Below are 16,631 nucleotides of genomic sequence, written 5' to 3' on the forward strand. Positions count from 1 at the left end.
CAGCGACCCTGTGCCTCAGCGGCCCATGAGCCTCAGCGAGCCCGTCAGTCCTGTCCGCCCCGTCCAGGAGGTGACCCGGTGGTCCAGCCCCTGTTGGCGTTGCGCGGCGTCTCCAAGCGTTTCGCCGCCGTCCACGCGCTGGTGGACGTCGAACTGGAGATCAGGGCCGGTGAGGTGGTCGCCCTGGTCGGCGACAACGCCGCCGGGAAGTCCACCCTGGTCAAGGTGATCTCGGGCGTCGGTCCCCCCGACAAGGGCGTCATCGAGTGGGAGGGCGAACCCGTCCAGATCAGACGCCCCCAGGACGCCCAGCTCCTCGGGATCGCCGCCGTCTACCAGGACCTCGCGATGTGCGGCCACCTCGACGTCGTCGGCAACCTCTTCCTCGGCCGGGAGATCCACCGCTTCGGCGTCCTCGACGAGGTGGAGATGGAGCGCCGCACCCGCGAGCTGCTGCGCACCCTCTCCATCCGCATCCCCGACGTACGGGTCCCGCTCGCCACGCTGTCCGGCGGGCAGCGGCAGGTCGTCGCGATCACCCGCTCGTTCGTCAGCGCCCCCCGGCTGCTGCTGCTCGACGAACCCACCGCCTCCCTGGGCCTCGAACAGACCAACCAGCTCCTCGACCTCGTCGAGGAACTGCGCGACCGGGGCACCGGAGTGCTTCTCATCAGCCACAACATGGGGGACATCAAGGCCGTCGCCGACCGGATCGCCGTCCTGCGCCTCGGCCGCAACAACGGCCTCTTCGACGTCAGCACGACCTCCCAGGAACAGATCATCTCCTCCATCACCGGCGCGGTGGACAACACGGCGGGCCACCACCCCACCGACCCGGAGGAGACATGGCCGTGAGGGGGAACGGAGAGGGGAGCCCCCGGAGCGAGGGCCCGCGGGACGACGCGCACCGCTCGCACGCCGGGCGCCGCCGGTTCGGCGAGCGCCGCCGCGTGTACGCCCACGCCGTGCGCCGCCGGATGCACGAGGGCGAGCTGGGCCCGGTGCCGGCGCTGCTCGCCCTCGCCGTGACCTGGATCGTCTTCCAGAGCCTCAACGAGAACTTCCTCTCCCCGCGCAACCTCTCCGTCCTGAGCGTCGAGATCGTGGGCACCGGCCTGGTCGCCGTGGGCGTCGTCTTCGTGCTGCTGATCGGCGAGATCGACCTCTCGGTGGGATCGCTGGCCGGCCTCTCCGGCGCCCTGTTCGCCGCACTGAACGTCAACCACGGCATGCCGGAGGGGCTCGCCGTGCTCGTCGCGGTGGCCTGCGGCGCGACGGCCGGGGCGTTCCACGGGTTCGTCTTCACCAAGATCGGCGTACCCGCGTTCGTCGTCACGCTCGCGGGCCTGCTGGCCTGGAACGGCCTGATGCTCTACCTCCTGGGGCCGGAGAGCTCCATCAGCTTCAGCGACGACGGCCTGGTCGCCGAGCTGACCAGCCGCTCCTTCGGCTCCGCCGCCGTCACCTACGGCCTCGCGGCGCTCGGTCCGCTCGTCTATCTCCTGCTCTGCCTCCGCGACCGCGGGCGCCGCGCCGCCGCCGGGCTGCCGTACCGGGCGGGGGGCGGGATCTGGGTGCGGACGGCGCTGCTCGCGCTGGTCGCGTTCGCCACCGTCTACGTCCTGGACCGTTTCGAGGGCCTGCCGCTGGCGCTGCTGATCTTCCTCGGTGTCATCATCGCCGCGGACCTCTTCCTGCGCCGCACGGTCCACGGCCGTCAGGTCCTCGCGCTGGGCAGCGGCGTGGAGGCGGCGCGGCGGTCCGGCGTCGACGTGCCGCGCGTACGGATCGCCGTGTTCGTGGTGTCGGGGACGCTGGCCGCGGTGGGCGGTCTGTTCGTCGCGTCCCGGCTCACCTCGGCGACCCAGGTCCCGGGCTCCGGGATGCTGCTGATCAACGCCATCGCCGCCGCGGTCATCGGCGGCACCAGCCTCTTCGGCGGCCGGGGCTCGACCTGGTCCGCCCTGCTGGGCGTGCTGATCATCCAGTCGATCGCCTCGGGCATGGCCCTGCTGGGCGTCCAGCCCGCCGTCCAGTTCATGATCACCGGCGGAGTGCTGCTGGTGGCCGTCGTCTTCGACTCCCTGGCCCGCCGGGCGGCGGAGACCCGGGGACGGGCCTGAGCACCCGCCCGCCCGGCACCCCTCCGCACGGCCACCTCCTCCCCCTGGTCAGCCCTCCCCCCGGTCAGCCCTTCGCCCGGTCAGCCCTCCGCCCGCTCGTCCATTCGCAGCACCAGCCGCAGCGTCTCCGTCAGGACGGCCGTCGGGACGCTCGGGTCGGCGACGCGCTGGACGCCCAGCCCTATCCCCAGGCTGAGGAGGGTCATCGCGGCCCGGTCGGCCGGCATCGCCGGGGCGACGCCCAGCTCCAGCGCGAGCGCGTCCAGCAGGTGGGCGAGGGCCTCGCGGATCGCGGCCACACGGGACGTGATCTCCTGCCGTAGCTCCTCGTCGTGGCGCGCGCTGGTGAGGAACTCGACTTCCAGCGTGGTCCAGGCCTCGTCGCCGATGTGCGCCTCGGCCCAGGCGGCGAAGGCCGCCAGCCGGTCCTCGATCCCGGCCTCGCCCATGACCGCGTCCGTGAGCAGCGCCAGCTGTTCGGCCCGGATGTCGTCCAGCGCGGCGAGGCACAAGTGGTCCTTGCTGCGGAAGTTGGAGTAGACGGCGCCCTTGGAGTAGCCGGCCGTCTCGGCGACGTCGCTGAGCGAGGTGGCGGCGTAGCCGTGGGAGAGGAACAGCTGCCGCGCGGTGGCGACCAGCCGCTCCCGCGTCCGTCCCTGACTCTCGACGCGGCTGAGGCGGGCCATGCCTTGCTCCCTCTCCAGGTGGCTCGGAGTCCCCGGATCTTATCCCTGCCGGAGGGTGTCCAAGGATTTCGGATACCAGTAGTATCCGGATCTCGTCGGTATCTGGATCTCCCGAGTACCCGAGTAGATGGATGTGGACGCGGTGAACGCCACGAGCACACGCACGACCCCCTCCGGTCCCACCCGAGGACTCGTACTGGGCTGCGGCGGCACGCTCGGCGCGGCCTGGACGATCGCCGCCCTGCACGCGCTGCGGCGGGCCACCGCCTTCGATCCGCGTGAGGCCGACGTCCTGGTCGGCACCTCCGCCGGGGCCGAGGTGGCGGCCCTGCTCGGCGCGGGCGTGGGCGTCGAGGAACTGCTGGCCGCGCAGCTGGGCCGCCCGGACGCCCGCCCCGACCTCCTCCGGCACTTCGCCACCCCGCCCCGGGCGCTCCCGCCCCGGCCCGCGGCCTTCCTCGGATCACCCCGGGTGGCCCGCCGGGCCCTGCGCGGCACCGCCCCCGCCCTGGCCGGGCTGTCCGGACTGCTGCCCCAGGGCCGCGGCGACGCCCGATGGCTGGCGGCCCTCGCGGACTCCCTCACCCCCGCCGGGCAGTGGGTCCCGCACCCGGCGACCTGGCTGGTCGCGACCGACTTCGACACGGGCCGCCGTACGGTCTTCGGACATCCCGACACCCGCCCGGCCGCGCTGCGGGACGCGCTCCGGGCGTCCTGGGCGGTGCCGGGCTGGTTCCCGCCCGTGCGCGTCGCGGGCCGGCGGTACGCCGACGGCGGCATCCTCTCCACCGCCTCCGCCGACCTGCTCGTCCCGAGCGGACTCGACGAGGTGTACGTCGTCGCGCCGATGAGCTCCCGCGCCCCCGGACCGCGCCGCGGGCTCGGCCGGGCGGAGGCGCTGCTGCGGCGGGTGATGACCCGCACGCTCGACGCGGAGTGCGCCGCGCTGCGGGCGACGGGCACGCGGGTCGTCCGGATCGAGCCCGGCCCCGCCGACCTGGAGGTGATGGGCGGCAACTTCATGGCCCCCCGACGCCGCCTGACGGTTTTGGAGACCGCCCTGCGCACCACCCGCGCCCACGTCCGCGAGGCGCTCCGCGAAGCCGACGACGAGGCCGAAACCGGGACCGAGACCGGGACCGAGGCCGAGGGCCAAGCCTCCGGTGGTGCCGCCCGCGAAGCCGCACCCACCGCCGACGCCCGGACGACAGGAGCCTGAGATGCCGCACCCGGAGAACCCCGAAACTCCCGAGCACCCCGAGCACCCCGAGCCGGCGAACCCCGGAACCCCCGACCGTCCGCCCGCGGCCGTCACCCGCCGAACCCACCACGTCGAAGCCCTGATCATCGGCAGCGGCCTCTCCGGCATCGGCGCGGCGATCAAGCTGCGCGAGGCGGGGGTGCGGGACCTGGTGGTCGTCGAGAAGGCGGACGACCTCGGCGGCACCTGGCGGGACAACACCTACCCGGGCTGCGCCTGCGACGTGCCCTCCGCCCTCTACTCGTACTCCTTCGCACCGAACCCGGAATGGACCCGGGCCTTCGCCGGCCAGCCCGAGATCCGCTCCTACCTCCAGGACACGGCCGCCGCGTACGGCATCACCCCGCTCATCCGCTACGGCACCGAGGTCACCCGCGCGCAGTGGAACCCGGTCGCCGCCCGGTGGCACGTCGAGACGACCCGCGGCACCTGGACCACCCGCTTCCTGATCTCGGCGGCCGGCCCCTGGCACGAACCGCTGCTCCCCGACATACCCGGCCTCGCCGACTTCCCCGGCGAGGTCTTCCACTCCTCGCGCTGGCGCCACGACGTCGACCTCACCGGCGCCCGGGTGGCCGTCGTCGGCAGCGGTGCCTCGGCCGTGCAGTTCGTGCCGGCGATCCAGCCCCGCGTCGGGCGGCTGCACCTGTTCCAGCGCACCGCGCAGTGGGTGCTGCCCAAGCCCGACCACGCGGTGCCACGTGCCGAACGCCGGCTGCTGCGGACCGTCCCCGGAGCCCAACGGGCCCTGCGCGGGGCGGAGTACGCGGCGCTGGAGGCCCTCGGGGTCGGCTTCCGCCACCCGGCGATCCTGCGGGCCGTGCAGAAGGTGGGCACGCTGCACCTGCGGGCCACCGTCAAGGACGCCCGACTGCGGCGGGCACTGACCCCCGACTACACCCTGGGCTGCAAGCGGCTCCTGCTCTCCAACACCTACTATCCGGCGCTGACCAGGCCCAACGTCACCGTGCACGCGACGGCGGTGCGGGCCGTCGAGGGCGGCCGGATCATCGGCGCCGACGGCAGCCGCGCGGACGTCGACACGATCGTCCTGGGCACCGGCTTCCACATCCTCGACATGCCGATAGCCCAGCGCGTGTTCGACGCCGACGGCACCAGCCTCGACGAGCACTGGAAGGGCAGCCCGGACGCCTATCTCGGCACCACCGTCAGCGGCTTCCCCAACGCCTTCGTCCTGCTCGGACCGCACCTCGGCACCGGGCACTCCTCCGCGTACGCGGTCCTCGAAGCCCAACTGGCGTATGTGGCGGGCGCGGTGCGGCACTGCCGCGCGGCGGGCTGGACCAGCATGGACGTACGGCCCGAGGTGCAGGCCGCCTTCCACGCCGAGATCCAGCAGGCCCTGCCGTCCACCGTCTACAACGCGGGCGGCTGCTCCAGCTACTACCTCGACGTCAACGGCGTCAACAGCTTCAGCTGGCCCTGGTCCACCGGCCGAATGCGCCGCCGCCTGGCCCGCTTCGATCCCGAGGCCTACGACACCCGCCCCGCATACGACACCCACTCCGCCTACGACGCCACGGGCGCCGGCGGCTGAGGCCGCGCCCCGAGGGCCGCGATCAGGAACGCGACCCCGGTGGTCACCGCGATCGTCCCCAGCATCACCATCGTCACGCCGATGCCGTAGAGGCCGCTGGCGTCGTCCGACCAGTCCAGGAAGGACGCCGCGGTCAGGCCCGCCGTGGTGCCGACGACCGCGCTCGTGAGGTGCCTGCGGGACGCCGCCCAGGACACCGGCACCAGCAGGGTCAGCACCAGGCCGATCACCTGCCACGCCTCGTACGGGCCGGTCGACGAACCGTCAGGATGCAGATCACGATGCTGGTCCCAGCCCAGCCAGAGGGCCCAGAGGGCCAGGGCGGACACGGCCGTCACGAGGGTCGGCAGCAGCCGGGCCGGGCTCTTGAGGAGGTGCGGGAGGCGTTGGCTCATGCGCCCCAGCCTCCCGGCGCGCCTCCGCGCGCGACAGGGCGCACGTACTCAGCCGCACCCGAGTACCTGAGCGCGGACGTCCGGCTCGGTGCTGTCGGCGTCGGCGATCCGGCCGCCGCGGTCGGGAGCCGGGCGCACCGCCCGCCGGCGACCCCTGAGCGGGTGAACCGCGCGCGGCCCGGAAGGGCCCTAAGCGGGTGAAGCCCGGTCCCGTTGTTCCGGTGCGGGGCATGGATGAAGCCCCCGGCCCATCCGGCCGAGTCGGCGGACACGACGCGCTGGAGTTGAGCGATGAATGCGGTGAACTCGATGAAGCAGAGCCCTGGGACGCGGCAGCGGCCCGATCGGACCGGTGGCACCGGCGACCCCACCCACCACGTTCCGGTCCTCGTCGTCGGGGGCTCCCTCGTCGGCCTGTCGACCTCGGTGTTCCTGGGCCGCCTGGGGGTGCCGCACACCCTGGTGGAGCGGCACGCCGGCACCTCCATCCACCCGCGCGGCCGGGGCAACAACGTCCGCACGATGGAGCTGTTCCGGACGGCCGGTGTCGAACAGGGCATCCGCCGGGCCGCCGCCACCCTCTCCGGCAACCACGGCATCCTCCAGACGCCCACCCTCGTCGGCGACGCGGGCGAGTGGCTCTTCAAGGAGATCGACGCGGGCGGCGGACTCGCCCGGTTCAGCCCGAGTTCCTGGTGCCTGTGCAGCCAGAACGACCTGGAGCCGGTACTGCGGGAGCACGCCGAACGACTCGGCGGCGACCTGCGCTACAACACCGAACTGCTGTCGTTCGAGAGCGATTCCTCCGGGGTCACCGCGATCGTCAAGAGCCGTGAGACCGGCGAGCACACCACGGTCCGCGCCGACTACCTGGTCGCCGCCGACGGCCCCCGCAGCCCGATCCGCGAGCAGCTCGGCATCGGCCACAGCGGCCCCGGAGACCTGTTCCACAACGTCAGCGTCACCTTCCGCTCCCACGGCCTCGCCGAGGTCGTCGGCGACCGCCTCTTCATCGTCTGCTACCTGACGCACCCCGAGGCCGACGGGGCGCTGCTGCCCGTGGACAACCGGGAGAACTGGGTCTTCCATCTGCCCTGGCACCCCGAACACGGCGAATCCCTGGAGGAGTTCACCGAGGAGCGGTGCGTCGAGCACATCCGCCGCGCGATCGGGGTGCCGGATCTCGATGTCGAGATCACCGGCAAGGCCCCCTGGCACGCCGCCCAGCGCGTCGCCCGCGGCTACCGGTCGGGACGGGTCTTCCTGGCCGGCGACTCCGCCCACGAGATGTCCCCCACCGGGGCCTTCGGCTCCAACACCGGCATCCAGGACGCCCACAACCTCGCCTGGAAGCTGGCGGCCGTGCTCGACGGCTGGGCCGGGGAGGGCCTGCTGGAGACCTACGACGCCGAGCGCCGCCCGGTGGCGGAGGCGACCAGCGCCCGTGCCGCCGCCCGGTCCGTGGAGCACAGCCACCCCGGCTTCGCCCCGCCCCCCGGCGTCGGCGGGGGCGGCGGCCCGCAGCGCGGCATCCTCAACGTGGCCCTCGGCTACCGCTATCCGCGGGGCGCGGTCCTCGGCGCCGACCCCGCGTGCCCGGTCGTTCCCGAACGCCTGGACCTGTCCGGCGCACCGGGCAGCAGGGCGCCCCACATGGAGGTACGGCACCGGGGCGAGCACATCTCCACGCTGGACCTCTACGAGCGCTCCCTCGTCCTGCTCAGCGACGCCGGCGCGGACGGCGCGTCGGCCGGCTGGCACGAGGCCGCCCTCCGGCTGGCCGAGACGCTGTCCGTGCCCCTGACGCCGTACCGGATCGGCGACGGGCCCGCCGCCGATCTGACGCCCGCGGGCGAGGCGGACTGGGCGGCGGTCCACGGGACGGCCCCCGGCGGCGCCGTGCTCGTCCGGCCCGACGGGTTCGTGGCCTGGCGGGCGGCGGGCCCGGCCCCGGACGCCGAGGCGGCGCTGCGGGAGGTCCTGACCACCCTGCTGGCGAAGGGCTGAACCTGTCCCCTCGGACGCAGGCCCGAGCCCGCTCCCCGGACGAGGGCCTGAGCCCGCCCCACCCGTGAACTCGCCCGATGGGAGGGCGGGTTCACCCGAGTGATCGTCTTGAGTGGTGGGGGCGGAGCTGCTGTCTGACGGTGGATCACGTCGGGGGCGGGTCACCCCAGCTGACGAGGCGTCGGCTGCCCGCCCCGCCGACGGAAGGATCGTCAGATGCGCTCTGTTCGTTTGCTCATGGCCACCGGGGCGGCCTCCGCCCTCCTCGCGTTCGGCGCGCCCGTCGCGTACGCGTCCGGCGGCTGGGAAGGCTCGGACTCCTCCTCCAGCGGGGAACACGCCCAGGGGCAGGACAAGACGGCCTCCGGGAACGCCCAGCGGGACGAGGGGTCCTGGAGCGGGAAGCAGGACGGCGACTCCTGGAGCGGCAAGGAGGACGGCTCCCGCAGCGGCGGACAGGACGAGGAGTCCTGGGGCGGCGGCCACGAGAAGCCCCGCGGCGGGATGCACACCGGCGGTGGCGGGCTCGCCGCCCCGGCCGTGACCGCGGGCGGGCTCGCCGTCCTGGCCGTCGCCGGGACCGGCCTGTACGCGGCACGCCGCAAGAAGACCGCCGACGGCGTGGCCTGACCCGTGCCGGGCGCGATAGCCGCCGTGACCGGCCGCGCCGCACGACGGCCCGGCCGGTCACCGGCCCGAAGCACCCTCCTGACCCGCGGCCCCTCCCTCGCCCGGACCCCCGTCACCCGCCCGGTGGACCGGTCACCCGCGCAGTGCATACGAGTCGCGCGGCCGGGGGGCCGGGCTCAGGATCGAGGCACGCCGACGTCACGCCGATCCGGCCGACGTACGGCCTTCTCTGCCCCCCCACCGAGGAGATGTGCGCAGGATGACCACGACGTCCGAACGTGTTTCCGAGTCACTGCAGCGGCAGGTGTCGCAGCGTGTCTCCCAGTCCGTCTTCGACGGCTCCCGGCTCCGTGTCGTCCTCCTCGTGGACGTCTACGACGGTGCCCAGCAGCAGTTCCTGGAGGCGTACGAGCAGCTGTGCAACCAGGTCGCGTCCGTCCCCGGGCACGTCAGCGACCAGCTCTGCCAGTCCATCGAGAACCCCTCCCAATGGCTCATCACCAGCGAGTGGGAGAGCGCCCCGCCCTTCCTCACCTGGGTCAACAGCGAGGAACACGTGCAGATGGTGCGGCCGCTGCACGACTGCGTCCGGGACACCCGCTCGCTGCGCTTCCACATCGTCCGCGAGACCGGCGGCCCGGCGGTGGAGGCCGAGGCGGGCGAGCGCCGGCTGCAGACCTCGCCGCGGATCGGCGACGGCCTGATCCGGCACGCGCTCACCTTCACGGTCAAGCCGGGCAGCGAGGAGAAGGTCGCCAAGATCCTCGCCGACTACGCCGCACCGGAGCCGAGGGTCGACGACACCACCCGGCTGTGCCGCACCTCCCTGTTCATGCACGGCAACCGGGTGGTCCGCGCCGTCGAGGTGCGGGGCGACCTGCTCGCCGCGCTGCGGCACGTCGCCCGGCAGCCCGAGGTGCGGGCCGTCGAGGAGGCCATCAACCCCTATCTGGAGCAGGACCGCGACCTCGACGACCCCGACTCGGCCCGGGTCTTCTTCACCCGCGCGGCGCTGCCCGCCGTGCACCATGTGACGGCCGGCCAGGAGAGCCCGGACGCCGTACGGCACGCGCTGTACTACCCGGCCCGTGAGGGCTGCGGGCTGCGGCTGGCCGAGCTGCTCGCCCGGCAGGACGAGGCGGCGGCGGACGACCCGCGGGGCCCGGTGCTGCGCAGCACGATCTTCCAGCGCGACGACATCGTGGTGCGGCTGGTCGACGTGCGCGGCGGCATCGACGCCGACCCCGGCCCCGTGCTCGGGCTCACCGACCGTGCCCGCGCGGCCGAGCTGACGGCACTCCTCGACGGCGACGCCCTCGGCACGGACGGCTCGCCGCAGGACAGCGCCCCCGCCCGGCTGCTCACGGTCGCCCGCATGGACCTCGTCACCGACCGCCGGGCGCCCGACGCCTGACCCCCTCTCACCAGTCCGCAGCTCACGTTCGGAGGAACGTCGTGATCAATCGCCATCCCAGAGTCGTGGATGTCAGCGAGGTCGAGCCCAACACGCGGCGCGGCGGCGATCTGCGCGCCATGCTCACCCCCACCACCGTCGGCTCGACCAGCGGTTTCATGGGCGTGGCCATCGTGGCGCCCGGCGACCGCATCGCCGAGCACTACCACCCGTACTCCGAGGAGTTCATCTACGTCATCTGCGGGCAGCTGGAGGTCGACCTCGACGGCGAGGCCCACGAACTCCGGCCCGAGCAGGGGCTGTTGATCCCCGCCCACATGCGCCACCGCTTCCGCAACGTGGGCAACGTGGAGGCCCGGATGGTCTTCCACCTCGGCCCGCTGGCCCCGAGCCCTCCGCTCGGCCACGTCGACACCGAGGACGCGAACGGCGTACCGATCCCGGTGGAGGCGGCACACGCCGCACGGACGGCCGAACGCACCCGGGTCCGCTCATGACCAGGCGCGTGGCGGTCACCGGCATAGGCATCGTCGCCCCCGGCGGCATCGGCGTCCCGGCGTTCTGGGACCTCCTGGCGGGCGGCCGTACGGCGACGCGCGGCATCACCTTCTTCGACCCGTCCGGGCTGCGTTCGCGGATCGCCGCCGAGTGCGACTTCGACCCGGCGGCCCACGGACTGGACGCGGACCTGATCGCCCGCTGCGACCGGTACATCCAGTTCGCCCTGGTCGCCGGCGAGGAGGCGGTACGGGACTCCGGCCTCGACCTCGCCGCCGAGAACCCCTGGCGGGTCGGGGTGTCCCTGGGCACCGCGGTCGGCGGCACCACCCGGCTGGAGCACGACTACGTGCTGGTCAGCCACAGCGGCCGGCGCTGGGACGTGGACCACCGGGAGGCCGGTCCGCATCTGCACCGGGCGTTCGCGCCCAGCACCCTCGCCTCCACCGTCGCCGAACGCTTCGAGGCGCGCGGGCCGGTGCAGACCGTCTCCACCGGCTGCACCTCCGGCCTCGACGCCGTCGGGTACGCCTTCCACACCATCGAGGAGGGCCGGGCCGACATCTGCATAGCCGGGGCGTCGGACTCGCCGATCTCCCCGATCACCATGGCCTGCTTCGACGCGATCAAGGCCACCTCCCCCGACAACGACGACCCGGCCCATGCCTCCCGCCCCTTCGACGCCGACCGCAACGGCTTCGTGATGGGCGAGGGCGGAGCCGTCCTCGTCCTGGAGGAGCTGGAACACGCCCGGGCCCGGGGCGCGCACGTGTACTGCGAGATCGGCGGCTACGCCACCTTCGGCAACGCCTACCACATGACCGGTCTGACCTCGGAGGGCCTGGAGATGGCGCGGGCCATCGAGGACGCCCTCGACCACGCCCGGATCGACCGCACGGCCGTCGACTACGTCAACGCGCACGGCTCGGGCACCAAGCAGAACGACCGGCACGAGACGGCCGCCGTGAAACGCACGCTCGGCGCGCACGCCTACGACACGCCCATGAGCTCCATCAAGTCCATGGTGGGCCACTCGCTGGGCGCGATCGGCGCCATCGAGGTCGTCGCCTGCGCGCTGGCCCTGGCCCACCAGGTCGTCCCGCCCACCGCGAACTACCAGACCCCGGACCCCGAGTGCGACCTGGACTACGTCCCGCGCGTCGCCCGCGAGCGGAAGCTGACCAACGTGCTCTCCGTGGGCAGCGGTTTCGGGGGGTTCCAGTCCGCGGTGGTCATGAGCCTGCCGAGGGAGAAGACACGATGAGCGAACGGAGCAACCGGCGTCCTCGGCGCGCGGCCGTCACCGGAATCGGCGTGGTCGCGCCCAACGGAACGAGCACCGAGACGTTCTGGAAGTCCACCCGGGAAGGCATCAGCGTCCTGGACCGGGTCACCCGCGAGGGCTGCGAGCACCTGCCGCTGAAGGTGGCGGGCGAGGTCCGGAACTTCGACCCGCCCTCGGCGGTCGAGGAGCGCTACCTCGTCCAGACCGACCGGTTCACGCACTTCGCGATGGCCGCCGCCGACCAGGCGCTCGACGACGCCCGCCTCGACCGGCCGGAGACCGACGCGGCCCCGTACTCGGTGGGCGTGGTCACCGCGGCCGGCTCCGGCGGCGGCGAGTTCGGGCAGCGGGAGCTGCAACAGCTGTGGTCCAAGGGCAGCCGCTTCGTCGGCCCCTACCAGTCCATCGCCTGGTTCTACGCCGCCAGCACCGGCCAGATCTCCATCCGCCGGGGCTTCAAGGGCCCCTGCGGGGTGATCGCCTCCGACGAGGCCGGAGGTCTCGACGCCGTCGCGCACGCGGCGCGGGCCGTGCGGCGCGGCACCGACGTGATGGTGACCGGCGCGACGGAGGCGCCGCTCGCCCCCTACTCGGTGGTCTGCCAGCTCGGCTACCCGGAGCTGAGCACCGTGGCCGACCCGGAGCGCGCCTACCGTCCCTTCACCGCCGCGGCCTGCGGGTTCGTGCCCGCCGAGGGCGGCGCCATGCTCGTCGTGGAGGCCGAGGACACGGCCCGGGAACGCGGCGCGGCCGTCCGGGCCCACCTGGCGGGCCACGCGGCGACGTTCACCGGCGCCTCCCGCTGGGCGGAGTCCCGGGCGGGCCTCGCCGAGGCGATCCGGGGCGCGCTCGCGGAGGCGGGCTGCGCCCCGGAGGAGATCGACGTGGTCTTCGCCGACGCCCTCGGCACCCCGGAGGCGGACCGCGCCGAGGCACTGGCGATCACGGACGCCCTCGGCGCGCACGGCACCCGGGTCCCCGTCACGGCGCCGAAGACCGCCGTCGGCCGGGGCAACGGCGCGGCGGCCGTGCTGGACGTGGCGGCGGCGGTGCTCGCGATGGAGCACGGCGTGATCCCGCCCACCCCGAACGTCTTCGACGTCTGCCACGACCTCGACCTCGTCACCGTCCGCGCCCGCGCCGCCGAGCCGCGCACGGCGCTGGTCCTCAGCCGGGGGCTCATGGGGTCGAACTCGGCGCTGGTGCTGCGGCTCGGCCCCGGCGACACCTCCTGACCCCCCTGACCACCACCCACCTGACGACCACCCTCCCGACCGCCGCCCCCGACCACCCGCACGAACGCACCCCGACGCATCAAGGAGAGAACCGCATGAGTGACCGCATCACCGTGGAAGACCTGTCCGAGCTGATGAAGAAGGCCGCCGGGGTCACCGTCACCCCGGAGGAGCTGCGGCAGCGCTACGAGTCCGGCTTCGACGTCCTCGGCATCGACTCGCTCGGCCTGCTCGGCATCGTCGGCGAGCTGGAGAACCGGTACGGCACACCGATGCCGCCGGACGCGGAGAAGTGCAAGAGCCCGAAGCAGTTCCTCGAGCAGGTCAACAGCGCGCTGATGGCAGGAGCCTGACATGGCCGGACACACGCACAACGAGATCACCATCGCCGCGCCCGTCGACCTGGTCTGGGACATGACCAACGACGTCGCGAACTGGCCCCGGCTGTTCAGCGAGTACGCCAGCGCCGAGATCCTCTCCGAGGAGGGGGACCGGGTGACGTTCCGGCTGACCATGCACCCCGACGAGAACGGCAAGGTCTGGAGCTGGGTCTCGGAGCGGGAGACGGACCGCGAGACGCTCACCGTGGAGGCCCGCCGCGTGGAGACCGGCCCCTTCGCCTACATGAACATCCTGTGGGAGTACGAGAAGGTCCCGGGCGGCACCCGTATGGCCTGGACGCAGGACTTCTCGATGAAGCCGGACGCGCCGGTCGACGACGACTGGATGACCGACAACATCAACCGCAACTCCAAGGTCCAGATGGCCCTGATCCGGGACCGCATCGAGAAGGCCGCCGCCGAACAGGGCGCCTCGCCGGGCCTGACCGACTGAGCCGGACGGAGAACCCCCCATGCACCAGTCCCTGATCGTCGCCCGGATGGCCCCGGGCGCCGCCCCGGACATCGCCAAGATCTTCGAGGAGTCCGACCGGGGGGAGCTGCCGCACCTCATCGGGGTCTCCCGGCGCAGCCTCTTCCAGTTCGACGACGTCTACATGCACCTCGTCGAGGCCGAGCGGGACCCCACTCCCGCCATCATGAAGCTGGCCGGGCACCCCGAGTTCCGGGGCATCAGCGAACGGCTGTCGGCGTACGTCAGCGCGTACGACCCGGCGACCTGGCGCTCGCCGAAGGACGCGATGGCGAACTGCTTCTACCGCTGGGAGCGGGACAGCAGCTCCTGACCGCACCGACAGGCCGCCGGGCCCGCGCGTCGCGCGTGCCCGGCGGCCTGTCCGTCTCACCCGTGTGTCATCCGGGCACGTGGCAGTCGAACGCGTGCAGATAGGCGTTGACCGGCCGTACGTCGTCGATGACCAGCCCCGCGGCCGTCAGCCGGGAGGTCATGCTCGCGGTGGTGTGCTTGGCCCCGCCGACGTTGAGGAGCAGCAGCAGGTCCATGGCGGTGCTGAACCGCATCGACGGCGAGTCGTCGACGAGGTTCTCGATGACGACGACCCGGGTGCCGGGGCCGCCCGCGGCGATGACGTTGCGCAGCAGCCGGGCGGTGCTGTCGTCGTCCCACTCCAGGATGTTCTTGATGACGTAGGTGTCGGCCCGGACCGGGACGGACTCCCGGCAGTCGCCGGGGACGACGCGGGTGCGCTCGGCGAGCGCGCCGCCCGGACGCAGCCGGGGGTCGGCGTTCTCCACCACACGCGGCAGGTCGAGCAGGGTGCCGTGCAGCGAGGGGTACTTCTCCAGGAGGCTCGCCACGACATGGCCCTGCCCGCCGCCGATGTCGGCGACGGACGCGCTCCCCGACAGGTCGAGGAAGTCGGCGACGTCCCGCGCGGACTGGGTGCTGGACGTCGTCATGGCCCGGTTGAAGACGTCGGCCGACTCCGGGGCGTCCTCGTTGAGGTAGACGAAGAACTCCTTGCCGTACAGGTCCTCGACGACGTTGTGGCCGGAGCGCACGGCCTCGTCCAGCTTCGGCCAGGCGTCCCAGGTCCACGGTTCGGTGCACCACAGGGCGATGGCGCGCAGGCTGTGCGGGTCGTCCTCGCGCAGCAGCCGGGACATGTCGGTGTGCGCGAACGTCCCGTCGGGCCGTTCGGTGAACACGCCGTGGCAGGACAGGGCCCGCAACAGACGCCGCAGCGGCTTCGGTTCGGCCCGCACGGCGGACGCGAGGTCCTCCACCGGCAGCGGGGTGTCGCCGAGGACGTCGGCGACGCCGAGCCGGGCGGCGGCGCGCAGGGCGCCGGCGACCGCCGCGCCGAACACCAGCTCCCTGAACCGCATGGGCGGCGGCGGGGCGGTCCGGCTCTCCTGGCCGACCGTGTGGACGGCCTGGGTGCGCGTGGTGCGGGCGGGGGGTGACGGCTCCCCCGCCGGTCTGGTCTGAGCGGTCGTCATACGACGCCCTCCTTTGTCGAGTTCATGGACGACCTGGGCCGGTCAGCACAGTCCGGCGGGCTTGGACGCCGCGCAGGTGTTGCCCGAGAAGGTGTTGCCCTTGCCGGCGGTGTCCGTGTTGACGATGTCCGCCGGGGCGTTGTTCTCCAGCACGTTGTCGGTGATCCGGTTCCGCTCGCTGGTGGTGCCCACGAAGCTCTTCCACACGACGATGCCGCCCGACAGCGGGGAGGCGCCGGCGTTGCCGGTGATCCGGTTCCGGGTGACCAGGGTGTCCTCGGCGCCGGTCAGCACGATGCCGGTGCCCTGGAGGGCGTCCAGTCGCGCGGTCTTCGGGCAGGACTTGTTGTTGCGGTCGATCAGGTTGTCGCGCACGGTCAGGGCGCCGGCCCTCGGCTTGTTCTCGTCGCCGACGACGAAGACGCCCGCGCAGTTGCCGGTGACGTGGTTGTCCGCGACGGTGAGGTTGCGCAGGCGCCGGACGGTCAGGCCGATCCGGTTGCCCTCCAGGCGGTTGTGGGCGACGACGGCGCCGCCGCTGTCCGTGGCGCCCTGCTCGGCCTTGACGGTGTTCGCGAGGAACAGTCCGGCGTCGCCGTTGTCCCGTGCGGTGTTCTTGCGGAACACGCCGCGCACCGAGCGCTCCTGGGCGATGCCCCACACACCGTTCTTCACGGCGGTCACGTGCCGCACGGTCAGCCGGTCGGTGTCCTGCGCGAAGACCCCGGAGCCGGTGAACCCGGTCACGGTCAGGTTGGCGACGGTGACGTCCTCGACCTTGTGGTCCTTCGTCCCGATCACACAGATGCCGTTGCCGGCGTCGCCGCACCCGTCGGCGGCCTTCGTCACGGCCGGTTCGACGACGGTACGCGGGCCCATGCCGCGCAGGGTGATGCCGTGGGTGCTGACCTTGACGCTCTCGCGGTAGGTGCCGGAGGCCACGAGCACCGTGTCCCCGGGCGCCGCCGCGTCGACCGCCTGCTGGATGGACTCGCCGGGGAAGACCACATGGGTCGGGTGGTGGGCGGCGGCCTGCGGGGCGGCCCCGAGCCCCACCCCGATGACCGCCGCGACGCATGCCAGATGACCAATATGCCATTTCTTCATATTCCGCAAGATATGACCATGAACCGTGCAAACCGGTCCGTTGGCCCATCCGACGGCGTGTCTCCGCCG

17 protein-coding genes are annotated in these 16,631 nt (G+C 73.0%); 13 read left to right on the forward strand and 4 right to left on the reverse strand.

Annotated features, from left to right (window positions below):
• Positions 1–78 precede the first annotated feature (78 nt).
• Positions 79–855, forward strand: coding sequence for an ATP-binding cassette domain-containing protein (locus ACZ52C_RS10395; protein ID WP_469074322.1), 777 nt, complete (start codon positions 79–81; stop codon positions 853–855).
• On the forward strand, positions 846–2,123 hold the full coding sequence (locus ACZ52C_RS10400; protein ID WP_469074323.1) for a sugar ABC transporter permease: 1,278 nt from the start codon (positions 846–848) through the stop codon (positions 2,121–2,123). The genes ACZ52C_RS10395 and ACZ52C_RS10400 overlap by 10 nt, the downstream gene beginning before the upstream one ends.
• 80 nt (positions 2,124–2,203) lie before the next feature.
• Here ACZ52C_RS10400 and ACZ52C_RS10405 read toward each other — a convergent pair whose 3' ends face one another.
• Positions 2,204–2,809 (reverse strand): TetR/AcrR family transcriptional regulator, encoded by a 606-nt coding sequence (locus ACZ52C_RS10405; protein WP_469074324.1) that lies wholly within the window; start codon positions 2,807–2,809, stop codon positions 2,204–2,206.
• Positions 2,810–2,951: 142 nt separating this feature from the next.
• Between ACZ52C_RS10405 and ACZ52C_RS10410 the strand changes: the two genes are divergently transcribed.
• Positions 2,952–4,028: a patatin-like phospholipase family protein gene (locus ACZ52C_RS10410; RefSeq protein ID WP_469074325.1), complete on the forward strand. Its 1,077-nt coding sequence runs from the start codon at positions 2,952–2,954 to the stop codon at positions 4,026–4,028.
• Position 4,029: 1 nt separating this feature from the next.
• Positions 4,030–5,628 (forward strand): flavin-containing monooxygenase, encoded by a 1,599-nt coding sequence (locus ACZ52C_RS10415; protein WP_469074326.1) that lies wholly within the window; start codon positions 4,030–4,032, stop codon positions 5,626–5,628.
• Here ACZ52C_RS10415 and ACZ52C_RS10420 read toward each other — a convergent pair.
• Positions 5,601–6,023, reverse strand: coding sequence for a hypothetical protein (locus tag ACZ52C_RS10420; RefSeq protein ID WP_469074327.1), 423 nt, complete (start codon positions 6,021–6,023; stop codon positions 5,601–5,603). The genes ACZ52C_RS10415 and ACZ52C_RS10420 overlap by 28 nt on opposite strands.
• 309 nt (positions 6,024–6,332) lie before the next feature.
• Between ACZ52C_RS10420 and ACZ52C_RS10425 the strand changes: the two genes are divergently transcribed.
• The 9 genes from ACZ52C_RS10425 to ACZ52C_RS10465 all read left to right on the forward strand — a co-directional run bounded on the left by ACZ52C_RS10425 (position 6,333) and on the right by ACZ52C_RS10465 (position 14,278).
• Complete coding sequence (locus ACZ52C_RS10425; RefSeq protein ID WP_469074328.1) at positions 6,333–8,030, forward strand: FAD-dependent oxidoreductase; 1,698 nt, start codon at positions 6,333–6,335, stop codon at positions 8,028–8,030.
• Positions 8,031–8,246: 216 nt separating this feature from the next.
• Positions 8,247–8,660 carry a hypothetical protein gene (locus tag ACZ52C_RS10430; protein ID WP_469074329.1) on the forward strand — a complete coding sequence of 138 codons (414 nt, stop codon included), beginning with the start codon at positions 8,247–8,249 and terminating at the stop codon, positions 8,658–8,660.
• 259 nt (positions 8,661–8,919) lie between these two features.
• Positions 8,920–10,074, forward strand: a complete 1,155-nt coding sequence (locus ACZ52C_RS10435) for a SchA/CurD-like domain-containing protein (protein WP_045558721.1) — start codon at positions 8,920–8,922, stop codon at positions 10,072–10,074.
• A 41-nt stretch (positions 10,075–10,115) separates the two neighbouring features.
• Positions 10,116–10,571, forward strand: a complete 456-nt coding sequence (locus ACZ52C_RS10440) for a cupin domain-containing protein (RefSeq protein ID WP_086803349.1) — start codon at positions 10,116–10,118, stop codon at positions 10,569–10,571.
• Positions 10,568–11,836 (forward strand): beta-ketoacyl-[acyl-carrier-protein] synthase family protein, encoded by a 1,269-nt coding sequence (locus ACZ52C_RS10445; protein ID WP_193379421.1) that lies wholly within the window; start codon positions 10,568–10,570, stop codon positions 11,834–11,836. Before ACZ52C_RS10440 ends, ACZ52C_RS10445 begins: the two co-directional genes overlap by 4 nt.
• A complete protein-coding gene (locus ACZ52C_RS10450; protein ID WP_469074330.1) occupies positions 11,833–13,092 on the forward strand; it encodes a beta-ketoacyl synthase N-terminal-like domain-containing protein in 1,260 nt (419 codons plus the stop codon). The genes ACZ52C_RS10445 and ACZ52C_RS10450 overlap by 4 nt, the downstream gene beginning before the upstream one ends.
• A 95-nt stretch (positions 13,093–13,187) precedes the next feature.
• Positions 13,188–13,445 carry an acyl carrier protein gene (locus ACZ52C_RS10455; protein WP_469074331.1) on the forward strand — a complete coding sequence of 86 codons (258 nt, stop codon included), beginning with the start codon at positions 13,188–13,190 and terminating at the stop codon, positions 13,443–13,445.
• Position 13,446: 1 nt separating this feature from the next.
• A complete protein-coding gene (locus ACZ52C_RS10460; protein WP_469074332.1) occupies positions 13,447–13,926 on the forward strand; it encodes an SRPBCC family protein in 480 nt (159 codons plus the stop codon).
• 19 nt (positions 13,927–13,945) lie between these two features.
• Positions 13,946–14,278, forward strand: a complete 333-nt coding sequence (locus ACZ52C_RS10465) for a TcmI family type II polyketide cyclase (RefSeq protein WP_469074333.1) — start codon at positions 13,946–13,948, stop codon at positions 14,276–14,278.
• 67 nt (positions 14,279–14,345) lie between these two features.
• Here ACZ52C_RS10465 and ACZ52C_RS10470 read toward each other — a convergent pair whose 3' ends face one another.
• A complete protein-coding gene (locus ACZ52C_RS10470; RefSeq protein WP_469074334.1) occupies positions 14,346–15,455 on the reverse strand; it encodes a methyltransferase in 1,110 nt (369 codons plus the stop codon).
• A gap of 42 nt (positions 15,456–15,497) precedes the next feature.
• Positions 15,498–16,562, reverse strand: a complete 1,065-nt coding sequence (locus ACZ52C_RS10475; RefSeq protein WP_469074335.1) for a right-handed parallel beta-helix repeat-containing protein — start codon at positions 16,560–16,562, stop codon at positions 15,498–15,500.
• Between the last annotated feature and the right edge of the window lie 69 nt (positions 16,563–16,631).

The sequence above is a fragment of the Streptomyces sp. NPDC034049 genome (assembly GCF_055575575.1).

Bases quoted from the DNA above. Each gene is read 5' to 3' on its own strand.
- ACZ52C_RS10400 (WP_469074323.1), top strand. From the start codon at position 846: ATGGCCGTGAGGGGGAACGGAGAGGGGAGCCCCCGGAGCGAGGGCCCG.
- ACZ52C_RS10405 (WP_469074324.1), bottom strand. From the start codon at position 2,809: ATGGCCCGCCTCAGCCGCGTCGAGAGTCAGGGACGGACGCGGGAGCGG.
- ACZ52C_RS10415 (WP_469074326.1), top strand. From the start codon at position 4,030: ATGCCGCACCCGGAGAACCCCGAAACTCCCGAGCACCCCGAGCACCCC.
- ACZ52C_RS10420 (WP_469074327.1), bottom strand. From the start codon at position 6,023: ATGAGCCAACGCCTCCCGCACCTCCTCAAGAGCCCGGCCCGGCTGCTG.
- ACZ52C_RS10425 (WP_469074328.1), top strand. From the start codon at position 6,333: ATGAAGCAGAGCCCTGGGACGCGGCAGCGGCCCGATCGGACCGGTGGC.
- ACZ52C_RS10430 (WP_469074329.1), top strand. From the start codon at position 8,247: ATGCGCTCTGTTCGTTTGCTCATGGCCACCGGGGCGGCCTCCGCCCTC.
- ACZ52C_RS10435 (WP_045558721.1), top strand. From the start codon at position 8,920: ATGACCACGACGTCCGAACGTGTTTCCGAGTCACTGCAGCGGCAGGTG.
- ACZ52C_RS10445 (WP_193379421.1), top strand. From the start codon at position 10,568: ATGACCAGGCGCGTGGCGGTCACCGGCATAGGCATCGTCGCCCCCGGC.
- ACZ52C_RS10450 (WP_469074330.1), top strand. From the start codon at position 11,833: ATGAGCGAACGGAGCAACCGGCGTCCTCGGCGCGCGGCCGTCACCGGA.
- ACZ52C_RS10455 (WP_469074331.1), top strand. From the start codon at position 13,188: ATGAGTGACCGCATCACCGTGGAAGACCTGTCCGAGCTGATGAAGAAG.
- ACZ52C_RS10460 (WP_469074332.1), top strand. From the start codon at position 13,447: ATGGCCGGACACACGCACAACGAGATCACCATCGCCGCGCCCGTCGAC.
- ACZ52C_RS10465 (WP_469074333.1), top strand. From the start codon at position 13,946: ATGCACCAGTCCCTGATCGTCGCCCGGATGGCCCCGGGCGCCGCCCCG.
- ACZ52C_RS10470 (WP_469074334.1), bottom strand. From the start codon at position 15,455: ATGACGACCGCTCAGACCAGACCGGCGGGGGAGCCGTCACCCCCCGCC.
- ACZ52C_RS10475 (WP_469074335.1), bottom strand. From the start codon at position 16,562: ATGAAGAAATGGCATATTGGTCATCTGGCATGCGTCGCGGCGGTCATC.